The 18201-nt window shown below is 32.5% G+C and carries 16 protein-coding genes; 12 read left to right on the top strand and 4 right to left on the bottom strand.

Annotated elements, in window-relative coordinates:
• Nucleotides 1-278: 278 nt before the first annotated feature.
• Nucleotides 279-1832, top strand: a complete 1554-nt coding sequence (amaB, locus tag ACRHNM_RS00975) for an L-piperidine-6-carboxylate dehydrogenase (RefSeq protein WP_431132744.1) — start codon at nucleotides 279-281, stop codon at nucleotides 1830-1832.
• 708 nt (nucleotides 1833-2540) lie between these two features.
• Here the strand turns inward: amaB and ACRHNM_RS00970 are convergent.
• The 4 genes from ACRHNM_RS00970 to ACRHNM_RS00955 all read right to left on the bottom strand — a co-directional run bounded on the left by ACRHNM_RS00970 (nucleotide 2541) and on the right by ACRHNM_RS00955 (nucleotide 6015).
• Nucleotides 2541-3674 carry an ATP-binding protein gene (locus ACRHNM_RS00970; protein ID WP_431132742.1) on the bottom strand — a complete coding sequence of 378 codons (1134 nt, stop codon included), beginning with the start codon at nucleotides 3672-3674 and terminating at the stop codon, nucleotides 2541-2543.
• A gap of 30 nt (nucleotides 3675-3704) precedes the next feature.
• Entirely contained in the window at nucleotides 3705-4334 is a 630-nt protein-coding gene (locus ACRHNM_RS00965) for an HD domain-containing protein (protein WP_431132740.1), read from the bottom strand.
• Nucleotides 4331-5083, bottom strand: coding sequence for an SDR family NAD(P)-dependent oxidoreductase (locus ACRHNM_RS00960; protein WP_431132738.1), 753 nt, complete (start codon nucleotides 5081-5083; stop codon nucleotides 4331-4333). The genes ACRHNM_RS00965 and ACRHNM_RS00960 overlap by 4 nt, the downstream gene beginning before the upstream one ends.
• A gap of 68 nt (nucleotides 5084-5151) precedes the next feature.
• Nucleotides 5152-6015, bottom strand: coding sequence for an aldo/keto reductase (locus tag ACRHNM_RS00955; RefSeq protein WP_431132736.1), 864 nt, complete (start codon nucleotides 6013-6015; stop codon nucleotides 5152-5154).
• 104 nt (nucleotides 6016-6119) lie between these two features.
• On the opposite strand from ACRHNM_RS00955, the gene ACRHNM_RS00950 reads away from it, so the two are divergent.
• The 11 genes from ACRHNM_RS00950 to ACRHNM_RS00900 all read left to right on the top strand — a co-directional run bounded on the left by ACRHNM_RS00950 (nucleotide 6120) and on the right by ACRHNM_RS00900 (nucleotide 18198).
• Entirely contained in the window at nucleotides 6120-6689 is a 570-nt protein-coding gene (locus tag ACRHNM_RS00950) for a DUF4382 domain-containing protein (RefSeq protein WP_431132734.1), read from the top strand.
• A gap of 152 nt (nucleotides 6690-6841) precedes the next feature.
• Complete coding sequence (locus ACRHNM_RS00945; protein WP_431132733.1) at nucleotides 6842-7843, top strand: AAA family ATPase; 1002 nt, start codon at nucleotides 6842-6844, stop codon at nucleotides 7841-7843.
• Nucleotides 7844-7939: 96 nt separating this feature from the next.
• Nucleotides 7940-8803 (top strand): DUF58 domain-containing protein, encoded by an 864-nt coding sequence (locus ACRHNM_RS00940; protein WP_431132731.1) that lies wholly within the window; start codon nucleotides 7940-7942, stop codon nucleotides 8801-8803.
• Between the two features lie 69 nt (nucleotides 8804-8872).
• The gene (locus ACRHNM_RS00935; protein WP_431132729.1) at nucleotides 8873-10468 is read left to right on the top strand and encodes a hypothetical protein; all 1596 of its coding nucleotides are present in this window, start codon (nucleotides 8873-8875) and stop codon (nucleotides 10466-10468) included.
• Nucleotides 10468-11472, top strand: a complete 1005-nt coding sequence (locus tag ACRHNM_RS00930) for a vWA domain-containing protein (protein ID WP_431132727.1) — start codon at nucleotides 10468-10470, stop codon at nucleotides 11470-11472. Before ACRHNM_RS00935 ends, ACRHNM_RS00930 begins: the two co-directional genes overlap by 1 nt.
• Nucleotides 11473-11491: 19 nt before the next feature.
• Nucleotides 11492-12529, top strand: a complete 1038-nt coding sequence (locus ACRHNM_RS00925; RefSeq protein ID WP_431132725.1) for a vWA domain-containing protein — start codon at nucleotides 11492-11494, stop codon at nucleotides 12527-12529.
• 133 nt (nucleotides 12530-12662) lie between these two features.
• Nucleotides 12663-13499, top strand: coding sequence for a tetratricopeptide repeat protein (locus tag ACRHNM_RS00920; protein WP_431132723.1), 837 nt, complete (start codon nucleotides 12663-12665; stop codon nucleotides 13497-13499).
• A gap of 80 nt (nucleotides 13500-13579) precedes the next feature.
• Complete coding sequence (locus tag ACRHNM_RS00915; protein WP_431132721.1) at nucleotides 13580-15358, top strand: BatD family protein; 1779 nt, start codon at nucleotides 13580-13582, stop codon at nucleotides 15356-15358.
• A gap of 56 nt (nucleotides 15359-15414) precedes the next feature.
• Nucleotides 15415-16173, top strand: coding sequence for a tetratricopeptide repeat protein (locus ACRHNM_RS00910; protein ID WP_431132719.1), 759 nt, complete (start codon nucleotides 15415-15417; stop codon nucleotides 16171-16173).
• Nucleotides 16174-16232: 59 nt separating this feature from the next.
• Complete coding sequence (locus tag ACRHNM_RS00905) at nucleotides 16233-16520, top strand: hypothetical protein (RefSeq protein ID WP_431132717.1); 288 nt, start codon at nucleotides 16233-16235, stop codon at nucleotides 16518-16520.
• An 85-nt stretch (nucleotides 16521-16605) separates the two neighbouring features.
• Entirely contained in the window at nucleotides 16606-18198 is a 1593-nt protein-coding gene (locus ACRHNM_RS00900; protein WP_431132715.1) for a SulP family inorganic anion transporter, read from the top strand.
• The last annotated feature ends 3 nt before the right edge of the window (nucleotides 18199-18201 follow it).

Genomic DNA, 18201 nt, shown 5'->3' with positions numbered 1-18201 from the left:
TGTTGATAAAATAGAATTCGTTATTAGATTAATAGAATTCGTTTTACTGTCATATCAAGAACAGTCGAGAAGTCTTTATAAGATTTCTTACTCTCATGTTGACTATGCTTTATAAATACTGAATTTAGTCTGGTCATTGCTGTTTGTTGTTGCTTCAGAAATCACAGTGTTTATAAGTGCTTTAAAGTTACATTATTAAGCAACGCTCTTCAAGGGAAAATGACTTTTTATTAGTAACTTCGCGTCAAAATTTAATAATTCATAAAAAATAAGCAGATATGGAAGCAATCGCTACCGATTTTGGAATAAAAGAAGCCTTAACACAATTAGGCGTTAAAGATTTAAATGAAGGAACATCTACAGGATCTAATAATTTTTCGAGTGGAGACATTATTGAATCATATTCTCCAGTTGATGGTCAATTGATAGGAAAAGTAAAAACAACAACAAAAGCAGATTATGAGAAAGTAATGGATGCTGCGACTAAAGCATTCAAATCTTGGAGAGATGTGCCTGCTCCTCAACGTGGTGAAGTTGTTCGTCAATTTGGAAATAAATTAAGAGATTTAAAAGAACCACTTGGTAAATTAGTGTCTTATGAAATGGGTAAATCTTTACAGGAAGGTTATGGAGAAGTTCAGGAAATGATTGATATCTGTGATTTTGCTGTTGGCTTATCAAGACAATTAAACGGACAAACAATTCCGTCTGAACGTCCAGGACACGTGATGAGAGAACAATGGCATCCAATTGGTGTGGTTGGAATTATTTCTGCATTTAACTTTCCGGTTGCAGTTTGGGCATGGAATACAGCCTTAGCTTGGATTTGTGGTGATGTTTGCGTGTGGAAAGCGTCTGAAAAAGCACCTTTATGCTCTGTGGCTTGTCAAAATATTATCGCTGGAATTTTAAAAGAAAACAATTTACCAGAAGGTATTTCTTGCATCATTACTGGTGATTATAAAGTTGGTGAGTTTATGACTAAAGACTCCAGAATTCCGTTAGTTTCTGCAACAGGTTCTACAAGAATGGGACGAATTGTTGGTACTACTGTGGCCGAACGTTTTGGGAAATCTTTATTAGAGTTGGGTGGTAACAATGCCATTATTATTACACCTACAGCAGATTTAAAAGTGGTTGTTCCTGGTGCTGTATTTGGAGCTGTTGGAACTTGTGGGCAACGTTGTACATCAACAAGACGTTTAATTATTCACGAATCTGTTTACGATAAAGTACGTGATGCTATTGTTGGTGCTTACGAACAATTAACCATTGGTAACCCATTAGATGAAAAAAATCATATTGGTCCTTTAATCGATAAAGATTCTGTAAACACCTATTTGGCTGCGATTGAAAAAGCAAAAGCTGAAGGTGGAAACGTATTGGTTGAAGGTGGTGTGTTAGAAGGCGAAGGCTATGAGTCTGGATGCTACGTAAAACCGGCTATTATTGAAGCTGAAAATCATTTTGAAATTGTTCAGCATGAAACATTTGCTCCAATTTTATATCTGATGAAATACTCAGGAGACGTTGAAAATGCTATTGAAAAACAAAATGGTGTAGCGCAAGGGTTATCCTCTGCAATTATGACAAATGAAATGAAAGAAGCAGAAAAATTCTTGTCTTATGCTGGTTCTGATTGTGGAATTGCTAATGTCAACATCGGAACATCTGGTGCTGAAATTGGTGGTGCTTTTGGTGGAGAAAAAGAAACTGGAGGAGGACGCGAGTCTGGTTCTGATGCTTGGAAAGTTTATATGCGTCGTCAAACAAATACAGTAAACTATTCTGATGAATTGCCTTTAGCACAAGGCATTAAATTTGATTTATAAATTTAAAAAGCAATACATAAAATACAAAAGCCGTTTCTGTTAGAAATGGCTTTTTTTATGAAGTACAAATACCCTTTATTATTACTGTTTGTCAGTTTTTTATTAACCAATATAATAGCGTTTTTAGATGAAGGCATTCGAACCTTTGAGTATTTAAATCGTGCAGGTGATTGGGTAGCACTGATCATTTACTCTATTTTGTTTTTGATCATTCCGTTATTGATATTTTTCCTGATGAAAAAAACTCTTAAAGAGAGGTTTTTGTTTTCTCTTTTAGGTTTTATACCAGCTGTTTTCCTGATTTTATTGCAATTAAGATAGCTTGCATAAAAACAAAAACCTCATTTCTGTTATCGGAAACCGATAGAAACAAGGTAGTTTGAAATTGATTAATAGCACTTCAAAAATCGTAAAAAAAGGAATTGCTTTACAAAAAAAACTATGAGTGGTAAAAAAAACTGTATGAATGGTATGTATTGCTATTGTCCTAGTTTGAAAAGAATTTTTTTTATAGAATTTCTGGTAAAAAATAATCCTGTAAAAAAACAAAAACCTTATTTCTCAATCGATAAGTCGACATTGAAATAAGGTTATATGTAATTGATTAATAGCAAGACAAATCTCGTTAAAAGTAAAGTTCAATTAGAATTAATTCTACAATTAGCACAAAAAAATGGTTGAATGACAATTAGTGCTAAATTTCTTCGATTAACTGTATTTAACTTTCCTTAAAATCCGCATGACTTCCTGATACGAAGTATAAACAGATTCACTATATCGTCTTAAATAAGGTTTAGCTTCAGTTAATTTATCTATAGCTTCATGAAATAAGTTGAGATAACAAATAAGGTATGTTGCGGGAAGATTTCTTAAATCTAACATGTCGTTTTTTGTTAAAGAAAGCCCTTTCTTAAGCTTTTCTACTAAAGCGTTATTAGAATTATAAATATGATGTAGAACTTTTTTATCAAACTGTGGAGGTTCAAACAAGAGTTTGGTTTCTATGTTATAATGTGCATTATCTTCAAAATGAATAATGGTTTCTTCTAATTCATAATATTTAAACGAGTTTTGAAGTCCGAGACTCACATACTCAACAATTTTAAACGAGTTCTCATTAAACATTATGGTGACTTCATCTAATGTTGAAAAAAACAAACGAACTTGTTCATTAATCAATTCAATATCTACTCTGGAGTAGTAAATTTTATTTTTAACTGTTTTTTTCTGCCCAGACCAGCATAACACAAAATATTCTTTAAATACTTTATACTGCGGATTAAAATCTTTACGCTTATTCATAAAATCAAAAACACCATCAAGCGTGTATTCAATGTTGTTTTGGGCGTGTGATTCAATTTCAGAAACAATTTTTGAGTTGACATCTTTAATTTCAATATCAAACACTTTAGGCATACTCATACTTCCATCTCTAAAAAAAACAGAGCCACCATAATATTTCCAAATATTTTTTCGAAGTGATGTAATTTTATCAATTGGTCTGATGGTCACAAGACCTACAACTTTATTGTCTGGTAAATGTGGAAATGGAATATTCTCATACTGAACAATTGGAGGATGCGTTAAATAAGCATTGATGAGATTTTGAATTTTACTATCATCAAAAAAGTTAACACCAATAATTTTGTTGTCTTCATCTTCAACACCAATGACAATATAAGAGTTGTTTTTTGGATTGCTGTTTGAAAGTGCACAGATGTGTTTTAAAAACTTCGCTTTACCTTCTTTATGTGTGATGTCAATCTTTCGTTTTTTATCATAAAAACTGTTCTCATCATTATGAGCAAGTAAGTTTTTAATTAAAAGACGTTTGTTAATCATTGTTTTATGTCTTGAAAACAGATTACTTTTTTAAAGTAATTCAATTTCCTTTTTTAAATTCTCTCTGGCTTGTTTTTCATATAAATTTCTAAAATATTCAGAAAAATATAAGGTGTCTCTTTGAAGAAAATGAGCTATTACTTTTTGTCTTCCAGGTTTATACATGAAATCGGGATAAATAGCATACTCTTTTCTTATATTATTAAGGTATTTTTTATAGGTTTCCCAATTTGAGCCCAGAATTGATAAGTCCAAATCGAGTATATAAGCATTATCATTATTTTTAGTTATAATCAATTCATGTTTTTTCGTTGATTTTATTAGTTTTTCAACTGTTTTTAATTGTTTTTCATCAAAATTGAATGCTTTTAATCGTTTTTTAGCAAATTCGGCACTTTTTTCTTCATTATTCTTTTTGGTAGATTTATAAATAATATCGTGATACCAAATAGCGAACTTACATAGGTCTAAATCTGTAATTAAACTTTTAACATCTTCAATTTGAATTAACATATTATAGAGATGTGACACATTATGATAATATCTGGATTTTGAATTATAATGCTTGTTAATTTCATTCCAGTAGGACGAAATGAGTTGCTTATCTTCAGAATATTTTGAAGCTAAAATATTCCATTCTGTCTTTAGCCAATCAATCATAAATCTTTATTCACAATAGTAGAATTTGCCTGAGCAGTACAAAACATCAACACATCAGCTATATTAACGTGAGCAGGCCGTGAGATAGCAAACTGAATCATTTCAGCAACATCTTCTGCCTGTAAGGCTTTGTAGCCCTTGTAAACAGTATCAGCAATAGCGTCGCCTTTAAAACGAATTTTTGAAAATTCAGTTTCTACCAAACCTGGATTAATGGCTGTAACTTTTATTCCGAAAGGATTTAAATCAATTCGCATACCTTCAGTAATTGCTAAAACAGCATGTTTGCTTCCGCAATACACATTACCTTTTGCATAGACTTCTTTTCCTGCCGAGGAACCAATGTTAATGATGTGTCCAGATTTGCGTTCGGTCATTTGAGGAATAATGGCTTTACTCACATAAAGTAATCCTTTTACATTTATATCCATCATGGCATCCCAGTCGTCTAAATCACCAGTTTGTATTGGGTCTAATCCATGAGCGTTTCCTGCATTATTGATTAATATGTCAATAGTTTTAAAAGTGTCTGGCAGAGATGCAATTGCATTTTGAGTTGCTACTTTATCTCTTACATCAAAATTAAGAGTATGAACGTCGATTTGTTTGCTTAAAGCTTTCTCAATAGTATCCAATCGCTCCTGACGTCTTCCGCAGAGTATTAATTGAATACCATGTTTTGCAAATTCATGAGCTGTTGCTCTACCAATTCCGCTTGTAGCTCCTGTGATTAGGGCTGTTTTTTTCATAGTTTTATCGTTTTTGAAATGGCAATAATATTTTTATGATGTGTTTAAGTAGACCACTGCAAACTTTTTTAAGGGACTTTATGGCCTTGTGAAGCTACTAATATTTTAAACCAGTCTTCAAGTGTTAGGTCAATATGTTCTGCGTTTTTAGCATCTGTAATTCTGTGTTTAGTTGTTGTGCCAATCACTGGATGAATATTGGCAGGATGTTTTAAAATCCATGCTAATAATAATTGATCTTCAGTAGCATTATAAACAGCCCTAAGTTCTCCAAGTTGTTTGTGGATGCGTCTTGTTTGTTCATTATCTTCTCTAAATACACTTCCTAATGGAGACCATGCCATTGGTGTGATATGTTTAAGCAGCATTTGATCCAGAGAGCCATTATGCATTGCTGAATCTTGCGTCAAAGAAAATTCAATTTGATTTACTGAAATATCGACCGCATTAGAAACTAATTCAACTTGTGAAGGCGTAAAGTTAGATACACCGAAATCTTTGATTTTTCCGTGTTGTTTTAAAGTTGTAATCGCTTCTGATATTTCATCAGGATGCATTAACGGACTGGGTCTGTGAAGCAATAAAAGATCTAAATAATCAGTTTTTAAGTGTTTTAAAGACGTTTCCGCAGACCATATAATGTAGTCTTTGCTATAATCGTAATGCTTGACACTGTTTTTTCTGGTATCACTTAGATATTGAATACCGCATTTTGAAATGAGTTGAATATGTTCTCTTTTGATACCACTTTCTGCAAATGCATTTCCGAAGTCGTTTTCTGTAGTGTAGCTCCCATAAATATCTGCATGATCAAATGTTGTAATAGAATTTTCTAGACAATGATGCATTAATGAAATCATGTCTTTTATTTTCAACTGCTTTCCCCAGCTTCCCCAAGTCATGGTACCTGCAATTAATCGAGAATATTTCACTTTTTTTTCAGTTTATATGGTTTTTTCTGCAATTCATGTATAAAAATAGTCAAATCTTAGGTAATGAGGTATCATTGTTTAGTAATTATTAAATGACCCAAATCATGACGTTTTTCAACAATTCGAAAACTTTATTTATTAGTTTATTAGCTGTAATACTACTTACTAGCTGTACCAAAGAAGAGGAGTCTACTCCACTTGAAAACAGTTTAGTTAATGTTAAACTCGCTGGCACACAAACACAATTAAACAGATTAAATCTTGAAATATTAGATGTACAATTAAGAGTTTTGGAAGACGAAACAGACCCAAAAGCTTGGATAAGTTTAAACACAATTAATACAGGTATTCATGATTTGACAGATTTTACTGGAAATCAAGTTATTACTTTGGTGGATTTTGAACAAGTGCCTGCTGAATTTATTTACAACATAAAATTAGTTTTAGGCGATGAGAATTCTGTGGTTAAAAACAATGTTGAATATATCGTTGATATAGAGTCTGAATATGGCAATGCTTCAGTTAATATCCTTGAAAAACAATTAGTTGAAAACAAACTTTATGAATTTACTATCGAATTGAATATTGATGAATCTGTGAATTTTTCTTCGAATAATGAAGTCCAATTCATTCCAAAGATGAATACATTAATGCGACTTTATAATTTGTTTTAAACAGCTTAAAAATCTCATATAAATAAAGAGCAGTGCTATTGGTACTGCTCTTTATTTTTTAACCAATTCTTAACAGCAAACAAAGAAAAATTTTAACAATTTGCGGTACTAAATAAGTTTGACATAATTATTCTTTTTAAAATATACAGATAATGGAAGAAACAGGTGCAATTGATATTAAATCGATTAATGAGAAAATTGAAAAAGAAAGTGCTTTTGTTGATTTGCTAATCATGGAAATGAATAAGGTAATTGTTGGTCAAAAACACATGGTCGAACGATTACTAATTGGCTTATTAGGGCAAGGTCATATTTTACTAGAAGGTGTTCCTGGACTTGCAAAAACATTAGCTATTAATACCTTGTCACAAGCCGTTGATGGTAGTTTTAGCAGAATTCAGTTCACACCAGATTTACTTCCTGCAGATGTTGTTGGAACCCTTATTTATAATATGAAACTCAATGATTTCTCTATTAAAAAAGGACCTATTTTTGCCAACTTTGTTTTAGCAGACGAAATCAACAGAGCACCTGCAAAAGTACAATCGGCTTTATTAGAAGCCATGCAAGAAAAACAAGTGACGATTGGTGATGAGACTTTTATTTTAGATAAGCCATTTTTAGTCATGGCAACTCAAAACCCAGTTGAGCAAGAAGGAACATATCCTTTACCAGAAGCTCAAGTAGACCGTTTTATGCTTAAAACGGTTATTGATTATCCAAAGCAAGATGAAGAGCAACTCATTATGAGAGCTAATCTTAAAGGAAGTTGGGAAAAGGTAAATCCTATAGTGTCTGTTACACAAATCCTGAATGCACAAAAAGCAGTTAGAGAGGTGTATATGGATGAGAAAATAGAAAAGTACATTCTTGATATTATTTTCGCAACCCGTTATCCTGAAAAGTACAGACTTGCCGATTTAAAACCATTAATTTCATTTGGAGCTTCACCACGTGGTAGTATCAATTTAGCTACTGCTGCAAAATGTTATGCTTTTATAAAACGTCGTGGTTATGTAATTCCAGAAGATGTTCGTGCCATTGTTCACGATGTATTACGTCATAGAATAGGAATCACTTACGAGGCTGAAGCTGAAAACATAACCTCAGAAGATATCATCAATAAAATTGTAAACGAAATCGAAGTACCATAGTAGATGCTAGGCATCAGTAAAAAGTGTAACGTGATTAGTGTCTTACTAATAACTTTATACTTTACACTAACTACTAATGAGCGAAAGCGAATATAAATGGATACTAAGGAATTACTAAAAAAAGTACGAAAAATAGAGATTAAGACAAGGCGATTGTCTGATCATATTTTTGGAGGCGAATACCATTCGACTTTCAAAGGTCGTGGGATGACGTTTTCTGAAGTGAGACAGTACCAGTTTGGTGATGATGTAAGAAATATAGACTGGAATGTTACAGCTCGCTATAATGAGCCTTATGTGAAAGTTTTTGAAGAGGAACGAGAACTCACTATGATGCTTATGGTAGATATTTCTGGATCAAAATTGTTTGGTACAGCAGAACAGTTTAAAAATGATGTCGCTACCGAAATAGCGGCAACTTTGGCGTTTTCAGCTACTCAAAACAATGACAAGATTGGATTAATTTTGTTTTCAGATGAGATTGAACTTTACATTCCACCCAAAAAAGGACGTTCTCATGTATTGCGCATCATTCGTGAACTTATAGAATTTGAACCTAAAAGTAAACTTACCAATATTTCTGAAGCGTTAAAGTTTTTATCTAATGTGATGAAAAAGAAAGCGATTGTTTTTGTGTTGAGTGATTTTATAGCAGATGACTATAAACAAACGCTCAAAATTGCCGCTAATAAACATGATATTACTGGAATTAGAATATATGACAAGCATGAAGAAAGTATTCCAAACTTAGGCATGGTTCAAATGGAAGATGAAGAAACAGGTGAGTTGCTTTTGGTTGACACGATGTCTAAAAAAGCACGAACTAATTACAGCAAATACTACTATGAAAAAGTAGAGTATTATAAAGATACTTTTACAAAATCTGGAGCAGGAACCATTGATTGCCGTGTTGACGAGAGTTACGTTAAAAAGTTATTAGGCTATTTTAAAAGAAGATAATATTTAAGCAATAAGTAAAAAGTGATTAGTAGAAAATTAGCATATATGATGAATTTCAAAACGAATAAGATGTCCATCTGTTTCGCTTATGTCTTATGCTTTATTTCGGCAACCTTATCTGCTCAAGTCACATCATCAATAGATTCTACTAAAATAAAAATTGGTCAGCAAATCACATTTAAAGTTGAGGTCGAAGCAGATACAACCGATTTAGTTGTATTTCCTGAAGGACAAACATTTTCGCCTTTAGAGATGATTGAATCTTACAAGGTAGATACCACTAAAAATAACGCCAAATACCAGTTAATAAAACGATACGGCTTAACGCAGTTTGATTCAGGTTCTTATACCATTCCTAAACAGAAAATCATCATTGGCACTAATACCTTTTTCACAGATTCGTTACAGGTAGAAGTCTCAAATATTGAAGTTGATACCACTAAACAAGGATTGTACGATATTAAACCTTTTATAGAAGTTGAAAAGAGCACGAGTAACCGATGGTTAATCATTTTAGGAATTATACTGGCTGTAGCACTTGTAGCATTTTTAGTGTATTGGTTCATTTGGAGAAAGAAGCCTTTAACTGAAGAAGCTAAAATTGCATTACTTCCACCTTATGACAGAGCCAAATTAGCGTTAAAACAATTAGATGAAAGTACTTATCTGGAGAACGCAGAATTAAAAGATTACTATTCAGAATTAACCTTTATCATCAGAAAATATCTCGATGAGAAAGTCTATGATAAAGCTTTAGAAAGCACTACAGATGAATTAATTTCAAGATTAAACCTTCTTAAAGATGCTAATCAGATTGAATTGAGTAAAGATGATATCCGAAACCTTGAAACCATTCTAAAACGTGCCGATTTAGTAAAATTTGCTAAATCTGCTCCAGATGTTGAAATAGACCACGTTAAAGAAGCTTTACCAGAACCAACAGAAGAAGAAAAACTATTAAACCAGCAATACAAAGACGAACAAGAACGTAAAAAGAAACGTAAAAAAATAGTCATTACAGTGTTTATATCTGCGTTTCTAATAATAGCAACCTTTGTTGGATTTGGGATTAAATACGGATTTGCTTACGTAAAAGATACTCTTGTTGGTCATGAAAGTAAAGAACTTTTAGAAGGTCAATGGGTAAGAAGTGAATATGGTGTGCCTCCTATAACCATAAGTACTCCTGAGGTTTTAAAACGGGAAAATGTAGAAGTACCTGAAGAGTTCAAAGACAAGTTAACCAATACAACATTTCGATATGCATCTGCTAATTCCGGAATTGACATTCAGGTAAGTACAACTGTATTTAACTATTCTGAAGAAGAGAAAAAACAACTCGCTACCGATGAAGGGAAAGCACAAGAGTTATTATCAGCTTCAGAAAAATTTATTGAACGATTAGAGTCTCAAGGCGCTAAAGATATTACTGTAAAAAGAGAGCAGTTTATTACACCAAATGCAGCAGAAGGGTTAAAAACTTATGGGACAATGAGTTTAGATATCGGAAATACTCTTGAACCAGCCCATTATATCATTATTTTGTTTAAAGCTGAAAATGTAAGGCAACAAATTATCTTACAATGGAGAGAAAATGACGATTATGCTAATGAAATGGTAGAACGTATTTTAAATTCAATAGAACTTAAAAAAGCGGAGGAGTAATGTTAGAAGGAATAGAATTTTTACATAAACAAATGTTCTGGTTGCTATTATTGCTACCATTAGCAATTGTCTGGTATTTGTTTACCATGAAAAAGCAAACAGCAGAACTTAAAATATCGAGTGTTAAAGGGTTTAAAATCACCAAGTCGTGGTTATCAAGTCTCAGACCAGTTTTATTTGTTTTCAGGCTGCTGGCATTAGGATTGTTAATCACAGCATTGGCAAGACCCAGAACAGTTGATGTGTCTTCAAAAACTAAAACTACCAGAGGTATCGATATTGTTATGGCTATCGATGTTTCGGCAAGTATGTTAGCAAAAGATTTATTGCCAAACAGATTAGAAGCCTTAAAAAAAGTAGCTTCTCAGTTTATTCAAGGCAGGCCTAATGATCGCATTGGACTCGTTGAGTATGCAGGAGAAAGTTATACAAAAACACCAATAACTAGTGATAAATCAATTGTTTTACGATCGCTAAGAGATATTAAATACAACACAATTATTGAAGGTGGTACTGCTATAGGAATGGGTTTAGCGACATCTGTAAATAGGCTAAAAGATAGCAAAGCAAAAAGTAAAGTCATTATTTTATTGACAGATGGTGTTAACAATTCTGGATTTATAGATCCTAAAATTGCTAGCGAACTCGCTGTTGAATATGGTATTAAAACTTATACCATAGGCCTGGGAACTAACGGAATGGCATTATCTCCAATTGCAATGAAATCTAATGGATCATTTCAATACGGAAGAGTTCAAGTTGAAATTGATGAAGAATTATTAAAAGAAATAGCAGAAGTCACTGGAGGAAAGTATTTTAGAGCAACGAATAATAAAAAGCTTGAAGAAATATATGGCGAAATTAACAAATTAGAAAAAACTGAAGTAGAAGAGTTTAAATTCTATAATTATGAAGAGAAATATCGTCCGCTAGTCTTGTTAGCAGGATTGTTATTGTTATTAGAATTGCTCTTGCGCTATACGATTTTTAGGAGTTTTATTTAAAGAATACTGAATACGAAACATGTATCAATTAGAAGAAAAAATATGGTTTTGGGTTTTAATGGTGATTCCAGTAATTATCATGCTTTTTGCTGTGCTTCAAATTTGGAAGTATAAGACGCAAAAACGTTTTGCTAGTGCTTCACTCCTTAAGCGTCTAAGTCCTAATCAATCCTTGTTTAAATCTGTTTTAAAGACCATTGTGTTGTGTTTAGCTTTTGCATGTTTGTCAATTGCCTTAGTCAACCCAAAAATTGGAACAAAACTAGAAACAGTAAAACGAGAAGGAGTTGATATTGTGTTTGCAGTAGATGTTTCAAAAAGTATGTTGGCAGAAGATATTGCGCCTAACCGATTAGAAAAATCAAAACAATTAGTCACCCAAATCATCAACAACCTAGCAAGTGATCGTGTAGGAATTATTGCGTATGCTGGCAAAGCATTTCCGCAGTTACCAATCACAACAGATTATGCATCTGCAAAAATGTTTTTACAAAACATGAATACAGACATGCTCTCTTCTCAAGGGACAGCAATTAGTGAAGCCATTGAGTTATCTAAAACCTATTTTGATAATGAAGAACAAACCAATAGAGTTCTAATTATTATTTCAGATGGTGAAGATCATACAGATGAAGCAGCAAGCGTGGCAGAAGAGGCTAGTAATGAAGGTATTCGAATTTTCACTATTGGTGTAGGAGATTTAAAAGGTGGACCAATTCCAATTAAACGAAACGGAATTGTTTTAAATTATAAAAAGGATAATAATGGCGAAACCGTTATTACCAGATTAAATGAAGATACACTAAAAGATATCGCTGAGGAAGCCAATGGATCTTACATCAATGGAAGTAATACAATAGAAGTGGTTGATACCATAAGAGATATTCTTAATAAAATGGATAAAACAGAATTTGAAGCTAAAGAATTTGCCGATTTTAAAGACCAGTTTCAATGGTTTTTAGCATTAGCCATCTTTTTCTTATTCATAGATATTTTCTTTTTAGAGCGAAAAACAGGATGGTTAAAACGATTGAACCTGTTCAACGAGAATTTTTAACCTTTAAAATAGTATTAAAATATTTTATAAAATCTTTAACTATAACAAGTCGTACAGTTTTTTATATTGCTGTTTGCATAACATGAAAGTCAACACGTTAACATATTATTCTAGTTTTAAACTAAATCAGAAAATGAAATATTTATATATCGTTTGTTTGATTTTGGGATCTACAGCTTCTTTTGCACAGGATAAAGAGAAGGAACGAGAACTTCAGCTTCAAAAGTCTAATAACTATGTTTATGAAGGCAATGAGCTTGTTGACTCTGAGGATTATATTTCAGCAGAAATGGAATATAGAAAAGCCATCTCAGAACAACCAACGAATGTTGCAGGAACCTACAACTTAGGAAATTCCTACTATCAAAAAGGACAATTTGATGAAGCTTTATTTCGTCATACACAAGCCGCAGAAAACGCAACGTCTAAAGTAGAAAAGCACAAGGCTTATCATAATATTGGTAATATTCTCATGCAACATAAAAAATGTAAAGAAGCTGTTGAAGCGTTTAAAAACGCATTGAGAAATGATCCTAGTGACGATGAAACACGTTATAATTTCGCTTTAGCAAAAGAATGTGCAGAACAGCAACAGGACGATCAGGACGAAAACGACCAACAGGAAAAAGAGCAAGAAAAAGAAGGCGATAACGAGGAAAAAGATAAAGGCGAAAACGAAGAAAAAGAAGACAATCAAGATCAAAAAGACGAAGGCGACCAAGATAAAAAAGAAGGTGACGATCAAAAGGATGATCAGGGAAAACCTAAAGATGACAAAGATGACAAAGAGAGTAAAGAAGGTGAAAACAAAGATCAAAAAGGCCAGCCTCAACCAAAACAAGGTCAGTTATCTCCTCAGCAAATAAAGAACCTGTTAGAAGCTATGAATAACCAAGAGCAAAAGGTTCAAGAAAAAATGAATGCAGAAAAACAAAAAGGAGCAAAAGTAAAAACTGAAAAAGACTGGTAGAGATTCAATGACAGTATTGAGTTTTAATTTGAACCTCTAAGGTCATACAAAGTGCAGTCAAAGCATCTTATAAAACAGAAATGAAGTTTATAAAACACATATCAATCTTATTCTTAGTGCTTACTACAAGCCTAGCTTCAGCACAAATTAAATTTGAAGCTAAAGTAAGTAAGACCAAATTAGGAATAAATGAACGTTTACGTATCGATTTTGAAATGAATAAAGATGGTGATAATTTCACTCCACCAGACTTTAATGGCTTCACTGTGGTTGGTGGACCAAATACTTCTGTAAGTCAATCTTGGTTAAACGGCAAGCGTTCTTACAAAAAAACCTACAGCTATTTTCTGGCTCCTAAAAAGAGAGGATCACTTAAAATCAATCAGGCAACTATAGAAATTGATGGCGAAGTTTATAAAACTCAAGTGGTTGCCGTTAATGTTACTGCTGCAGTAAAACGGCCAAATGATCCAGATAACGCTGAAAATGTAGCATCAGAAAACATTCATTTAGTCGCCGAAGTTTCAAAAGCAAATCCTTATCTAAATGAAGCCATAACCGTAGTTTATAAATTATATGTATCTCAAACGACAGGTGTCAGTAACTGGAGAGAAATAGACAATCCAAGGTACAATGATTTTTGGAGTCAGAACATTAACATAAAAGGTTTAAAAATTCAGAATGGGAGTTTTAATGGTGATGACAACTACAGATATGTTGTGCTTAGGAAAACAGTTTTATATCCTCAAAAAACAGGACAATTAGAAATTGAACCATTAAGTTTAGATGTTACTGTTGAAGTGCCAACCAATCGTAGAGATATTTTTGGTGGTCGATTAATGACACAAGTGAATAAACGTGTTTCGGCAGGTAGTAGAACGATAGATGTAAAACCCTTACCAGAAAACGGAAAACCAGACAACTTTTCAGGAGCTGTTGGTGATTTTAAATTCAATGTGATTACTTCTAAAACTGAACTAAATGCTTCTGAGTCGTTGCAAGCTAGAGTTGAGGTCACAGGAAATGGAAATTTAAAACTCTTTGAATTACCAAAATTAAGATTGCCAAACTCACTTGAAGTTTATGAGCCAGAACATAACGAAAATGTAAACACAAACCTTGGCGGAATGCAGGGTTCAATTTCAGATAGTTACACTATAGTTCCACAATATAAAGGCAAATATCCTGTACCAAGCATTTCGTTTTCTTATTTCGATCTTAAAACAGAAAGCTATAAAACAGTATCGTCAGGAGAGATTGTAATTAATGTACTTGAAGGTCCAGTAAATACTTCAAACTCAGACAATAATATAGCATCAACTAATTCTGGTAAACAAAATGTTGTGTTAAGTGGAGATCAATTTGCTTTTGTTAAAACAGATGCTAATTTAAAGCCAGTAAATACTAAAGATTTTTTTAAATCTACAGCATTTTGGACCTCTTTGTTGTTGCCTTTCTTAGCAATTCCTTTGGCATTGGTATATCATAAGAAAAAAGAAGAGCGCAATGCAGATGTCTTCGGAAATAAAATTAGAAAAGCAGATAGACTTGCAAAACGGTATTTAAGTGAAGCAAAAAAATCTTTAGGACAAAAAGAAGCATTTTATATCGCTTTAGAAAAAGCATTACATAATTACCTTAAGGCTAAGTTGCATATCGAAACTAGTGATTTTAGTAAAGATAAAATCCAGACCTTACTAAACGAAAGACAAGTAAATACTGATGCTATACAAGAATTTATAAGCATTCTTGAACATTGTGAACTGGCGAGATATACTCCAATTACCAATGTGGAAATGCAACAAGATTACGATAAAGCAGCCAAAACCATTTCTATAATTGATAAAGAATTGAGATAGAGAAAAAATGATATTCAGAGGATTCATAATATAATCGGAGTCGAAGAATCTATAAAATGAAAAAATTAAGTTACATATTAACCTTTTTATTAAGCACATTAGCATTTGCTCAAAACAATCAGCTTTTTGATGAAGCAAACACTTTGTACAATGATGCAAATTACACAGAAGCTTTAGAAAAATATAAAACGATTTTAGATTCTGGTGAACATTCTGCAGAATTGTATTTCAACATTGCTAATGCACATTACAAGTTAAATCATATAGCACCAAGCATCTATTATTATGAAAAAGCTTTATTGTTAAAGCCAAATGACAAAGACATCAAAAATAATATTGCTTTTGCCAGAAATATGACCGTTGATGCTATCGATTCTGTACCAGAAGTAGGAATAGCAAAACTCATTAAAAATGTAACCAATGTAATGAGTTATGACGCTTGGGCTAAAACAGCTGTCGTTTTTGTAATTCTTTTTGTAGTATTATTTATAGCTTATTATTTTACATATTCTACTTCCAAAAAAAGAATTGCGTTTTTAACAAGCAATGTATCTTTATTGCTTGCTATTGTGTCTTTGGTTTTTGCATTTCATAAGTTCAAGTTAGTTAGTAATGACCAACCAGCAATTGTTTTTGCTCAACAAACTACCATTAAAAGTGAACCAAATTTGAGAAGTACTGAAGCTTTTGTACTTCACGAAGGTACTAAGGTTCAGGTTCTGGATACAGTTAGTGATTGGAAAAAAATTAAATTATCTGACGGAAAAACAGGTTGGATAATGAATGATGATATTAAGATGTTAAAGAACTTTTAAATGTTCCTTAACACTTCTATCATCTTGTTATCTTATATTTGCATTTCAAGTTTATTTATATGCACAGAAAAACCATTGCAATTTTCTTTTCTATTTTATTTGTGGCCTTTATCACTGCGCCATCAATAATCATTGCTATGGATGATTCTTTTGATGTTTCTATCTTTTACAGTATTACTGAAGAAGAAGAAAAAGAAACCTTAAAAATATTTCCTATTAAAGAGCATGGTGATACCGAACATTTATTAACCACCAATGCTAATGATAATTTAGGTTATTTCTTTAAGAAGTACCCAAAGCCTCACTTAAACCTTATTTCTCCTCCTCCCGAACAACACATATTATAAGTCGGTTATTTGGCTATTGAGTTAGCCTTAAATTATTATTAAATCACTTTTAATCATCCCGATTAAAAGAACAACTTATTTATATATGTTTAAAACTATTAAGAGCGACTTACCAGCTAGTATAGTCGTGTTTTTTGTCGCATTACCTTTATGTTTAGGTATTGCATTAGCGAGTGGAGCACCTCTTTTTTCTGGCCTTATAGCAGGAATTGTAGGTGGTATTGTAGTAGGAGCCTTAAGTGGCTCTAAAATTGGAGTTAGTGGTCCTGCTGCAGGACTTGCAGCAATTGTACTAACAGCAATAGGTACTTTAGGGGGTTATGAAAACTTTTTGGTTGCTGTTGTTTTAGGTGGAATTATTCAATTAATTTTTGGTTTGCTTAAAGCAGGAATTATTGGATACTACTTTCCATCGTCTGTAATTAAAGGAATGTTAACAGGGATTGGTATCATCATTATCCTTAAACAAATCCCTCACTTTTTTGGTTATGATGCAGAACCAGAAGGTGCAGACAGTTTTATAGAGATGTCTGGTGAAAATACGTTTTCAGCAATTTGGAATATTTTTGATAACGTCATATTAGGATCCATGATTATTGGCTTTATAGCATTAGCTATTTTATTATTGTGGAGTAATGTTTTAGCTAAAAAAGCTAAAATTTTTCAAATTATTCAGGGACCTTTAGTAGCTGTTGTAGCAGGAATCATTTTTTTCGTAGTAACTCAATCTAATGAGACCTTTTCTATTGCAGAATCACATTTAGTGAGTGTACCTGTTCCAGATGATTTTGATTCTTTTATCGGACAGTTTAGTTTCCCTAATTTTTCAGCGATTACAAACCCTGAAATATGGGTCGTTGCTTTCACAATTGCTTTGGTGGCAAGTTTAGAAACACTACTTTGTGTAGAAGCAACAGATAAGCTAGATCCAAATAAAAATGTGACACCTACAAATAGAGAATTATTAGCTCAAGGAACAGGTAATATATTATCAGGATTAATTGGCGGACTTCCAATAACGCAAGTAATTGTTAGAAGTTCTGCTAATATTCAATCTGGTGGAAAAAGTAAAATGTCTGCTATTATTCACGGATTTTTATTATTAATATCTGTGATTTTAATTCCTACATTACTGAATAAAATTCCTTTGTCTGTACTAGCTGCAATTTTATTGATTGTTGGTTATAAACTAGCAAAACCAGCATTATTTATGAAAATGTATAAATTAGGATGGAAACAATCTGTTCCGTTTTTTGTAACGGTCGTAGGAATTGTGTTCACAGATTTATTAGTTGGTATTGGTTTAGGTCTATTAGTAGGAATTGTGGTGATACTATTAAAGAGTTACCAAAATTCTCATTTTCTTCATATAGAAGACAAGAGTAATGGAAAACATAGAATTAAAATGGAGCTTGCTGAAGAGGTAACATTCTTTAACAAAGGTGCAATTTTAAAGGAGTTAGATAGTTTGCCAAGAGATACCTATTTAGAATTTGATGTGACTAAAACAAGATATCTGGATTATGATATTGTTGAAATATTAGAAGATTTTGCTTTTAAAGCAAAAGAAAGAAATATTGACATCAAATTGATATCTAAACGTGGTGTTGTTGAAAATCCACCAAGTTTTATAGAATTCTTTCAGTTAAGACCTAAATCTAGTATCAGTTTAAGTTAAGAC

It is taken from the genome of Psychroserpens mesophilus (assembly GCF_050617655.1).
Lineage (GTDB): Bacteria > Bacteroidota > Bacteroidia > Flavobacteriales > Flavobacteriaceae > Psychroserpens > Psychroserpens mesophilus_A.
This window is presented reverse-complemented; position numbering and strand designations above follow the sequence as displayed.

What these genes read in the sequence shown, in the direction of transcription:
- ACRHNM_RS00925 (WP_431132725.1), top strand. Translation starts at nt 11,492, where the DNA reads ATGTATCAATTAGAAGAAAAAATATGGTTTTGGGTTTTAATGGTGATT.
- ACRHNM_RS00970 (WP_431132742.1), bottom strand. Translation starts at nt 3,674, where the DNA reads ATGATTAACAAACGTCTTTTAATTAAAAACTTACTTGCTCATAATGAT.
- ACRHNM_RS00910 (WP_431132719.1), top strand. Translation starts at nt 15,415, where the DNA reads ATGAAAAAATTAAGTTACATATTAACCTTTTTATTAAGCACATTAGCA.
- ACRHNM_RS00915 (WP_431132721.1), top strand. Translation starts at nt 13,580, where the DNA reads ATGAAGTTTATAAAACACATATCAATCTTATTCTTAGTGCTTACTACA.
- ACRHNM_RS00930 (WP_431132727.1), top strand. Translation starts at nt 10,468, where the DNA reads ATGTTAGAAGGAATAGAATTTTTACATAAACAAATGTTCTGGTTGCTA.
- ACRHNM_RS00940 (WP_431132731.1), top strand. Translation starts at nt 7,940, where the DNA reads ATGGATACTAAGGAATTACTAAAAAAAGTACGAAAAATAGAGATTAAG.
- ACRHNM_RS00920 (WP_431132723.1), top strand. Translation starts at nt 12,663, where the DNA reads ATGAAATATTTATATATCGTTTGTTTGATTTTGGGATCTACAGCTTCT.
- ACRHNM_RS00935 (WP_431132729.1), top strand. Translation starts at nt 8,873, where the DNA reads ATGTCCATCTGTTTCGCTTATGTCTTATGCTTTATTTCGGCAACCTTA.
- ACRHNM_RS00960 (WP_431132738.1), bottom strand. Translation starts at nt 5,083, where the DNA reads ATGAAAAAAACAGCCCTAATCACAGGAGCTACAAGCGGAATTGGTAGA.
- ACRHNM_RS00945 (WP_431132733.1), top strand. Translation starts at nt 6,842, where the DNA reads ATGGAAGAAACAGGTGCAATTGATATTAAATCGATTAATGAGAAAATT.
- amaB (WP_431132744.1), top strand. Translation starts at nt 279, where the DNA reads ATGGAAGCAATCGCTACCGATTTTGGAATAAAAGAAGCCTTAACACAA.
- ACRHNM_RS00965 (WP_431132740.1), bottom strand. Translation starts at nt 4,334, where the DNA reads ATGATTGATTGGCTAAAGACAGAATGGAATATTTTAGCTTCAAAATAT.
- ACRHNM_RS00905 (WP_431132717.1), top strand. Translation starts at nt 16,233, where the DNA reads ATGCACAGAAAAACCATTGCAATTTTCTTTTCTATTTTATTTGTGGCC.
- ACRHNM_RS00950 (WP_431132734.1), top strand. Translation starts at nt 6,120, where the DNA reads ATGACGTTTTTCAACAATTCGAAAACTTTATTTATTAGTTTATTAGCT.
- ACRHNM_RS00900 (WP_431132715.1), top strand. Translation starts at nt 16,606, where the DNA reads ATGTTTAAAACTATTAAGAGCGACTTACCAGCTAGTATAGTCGTGTTT.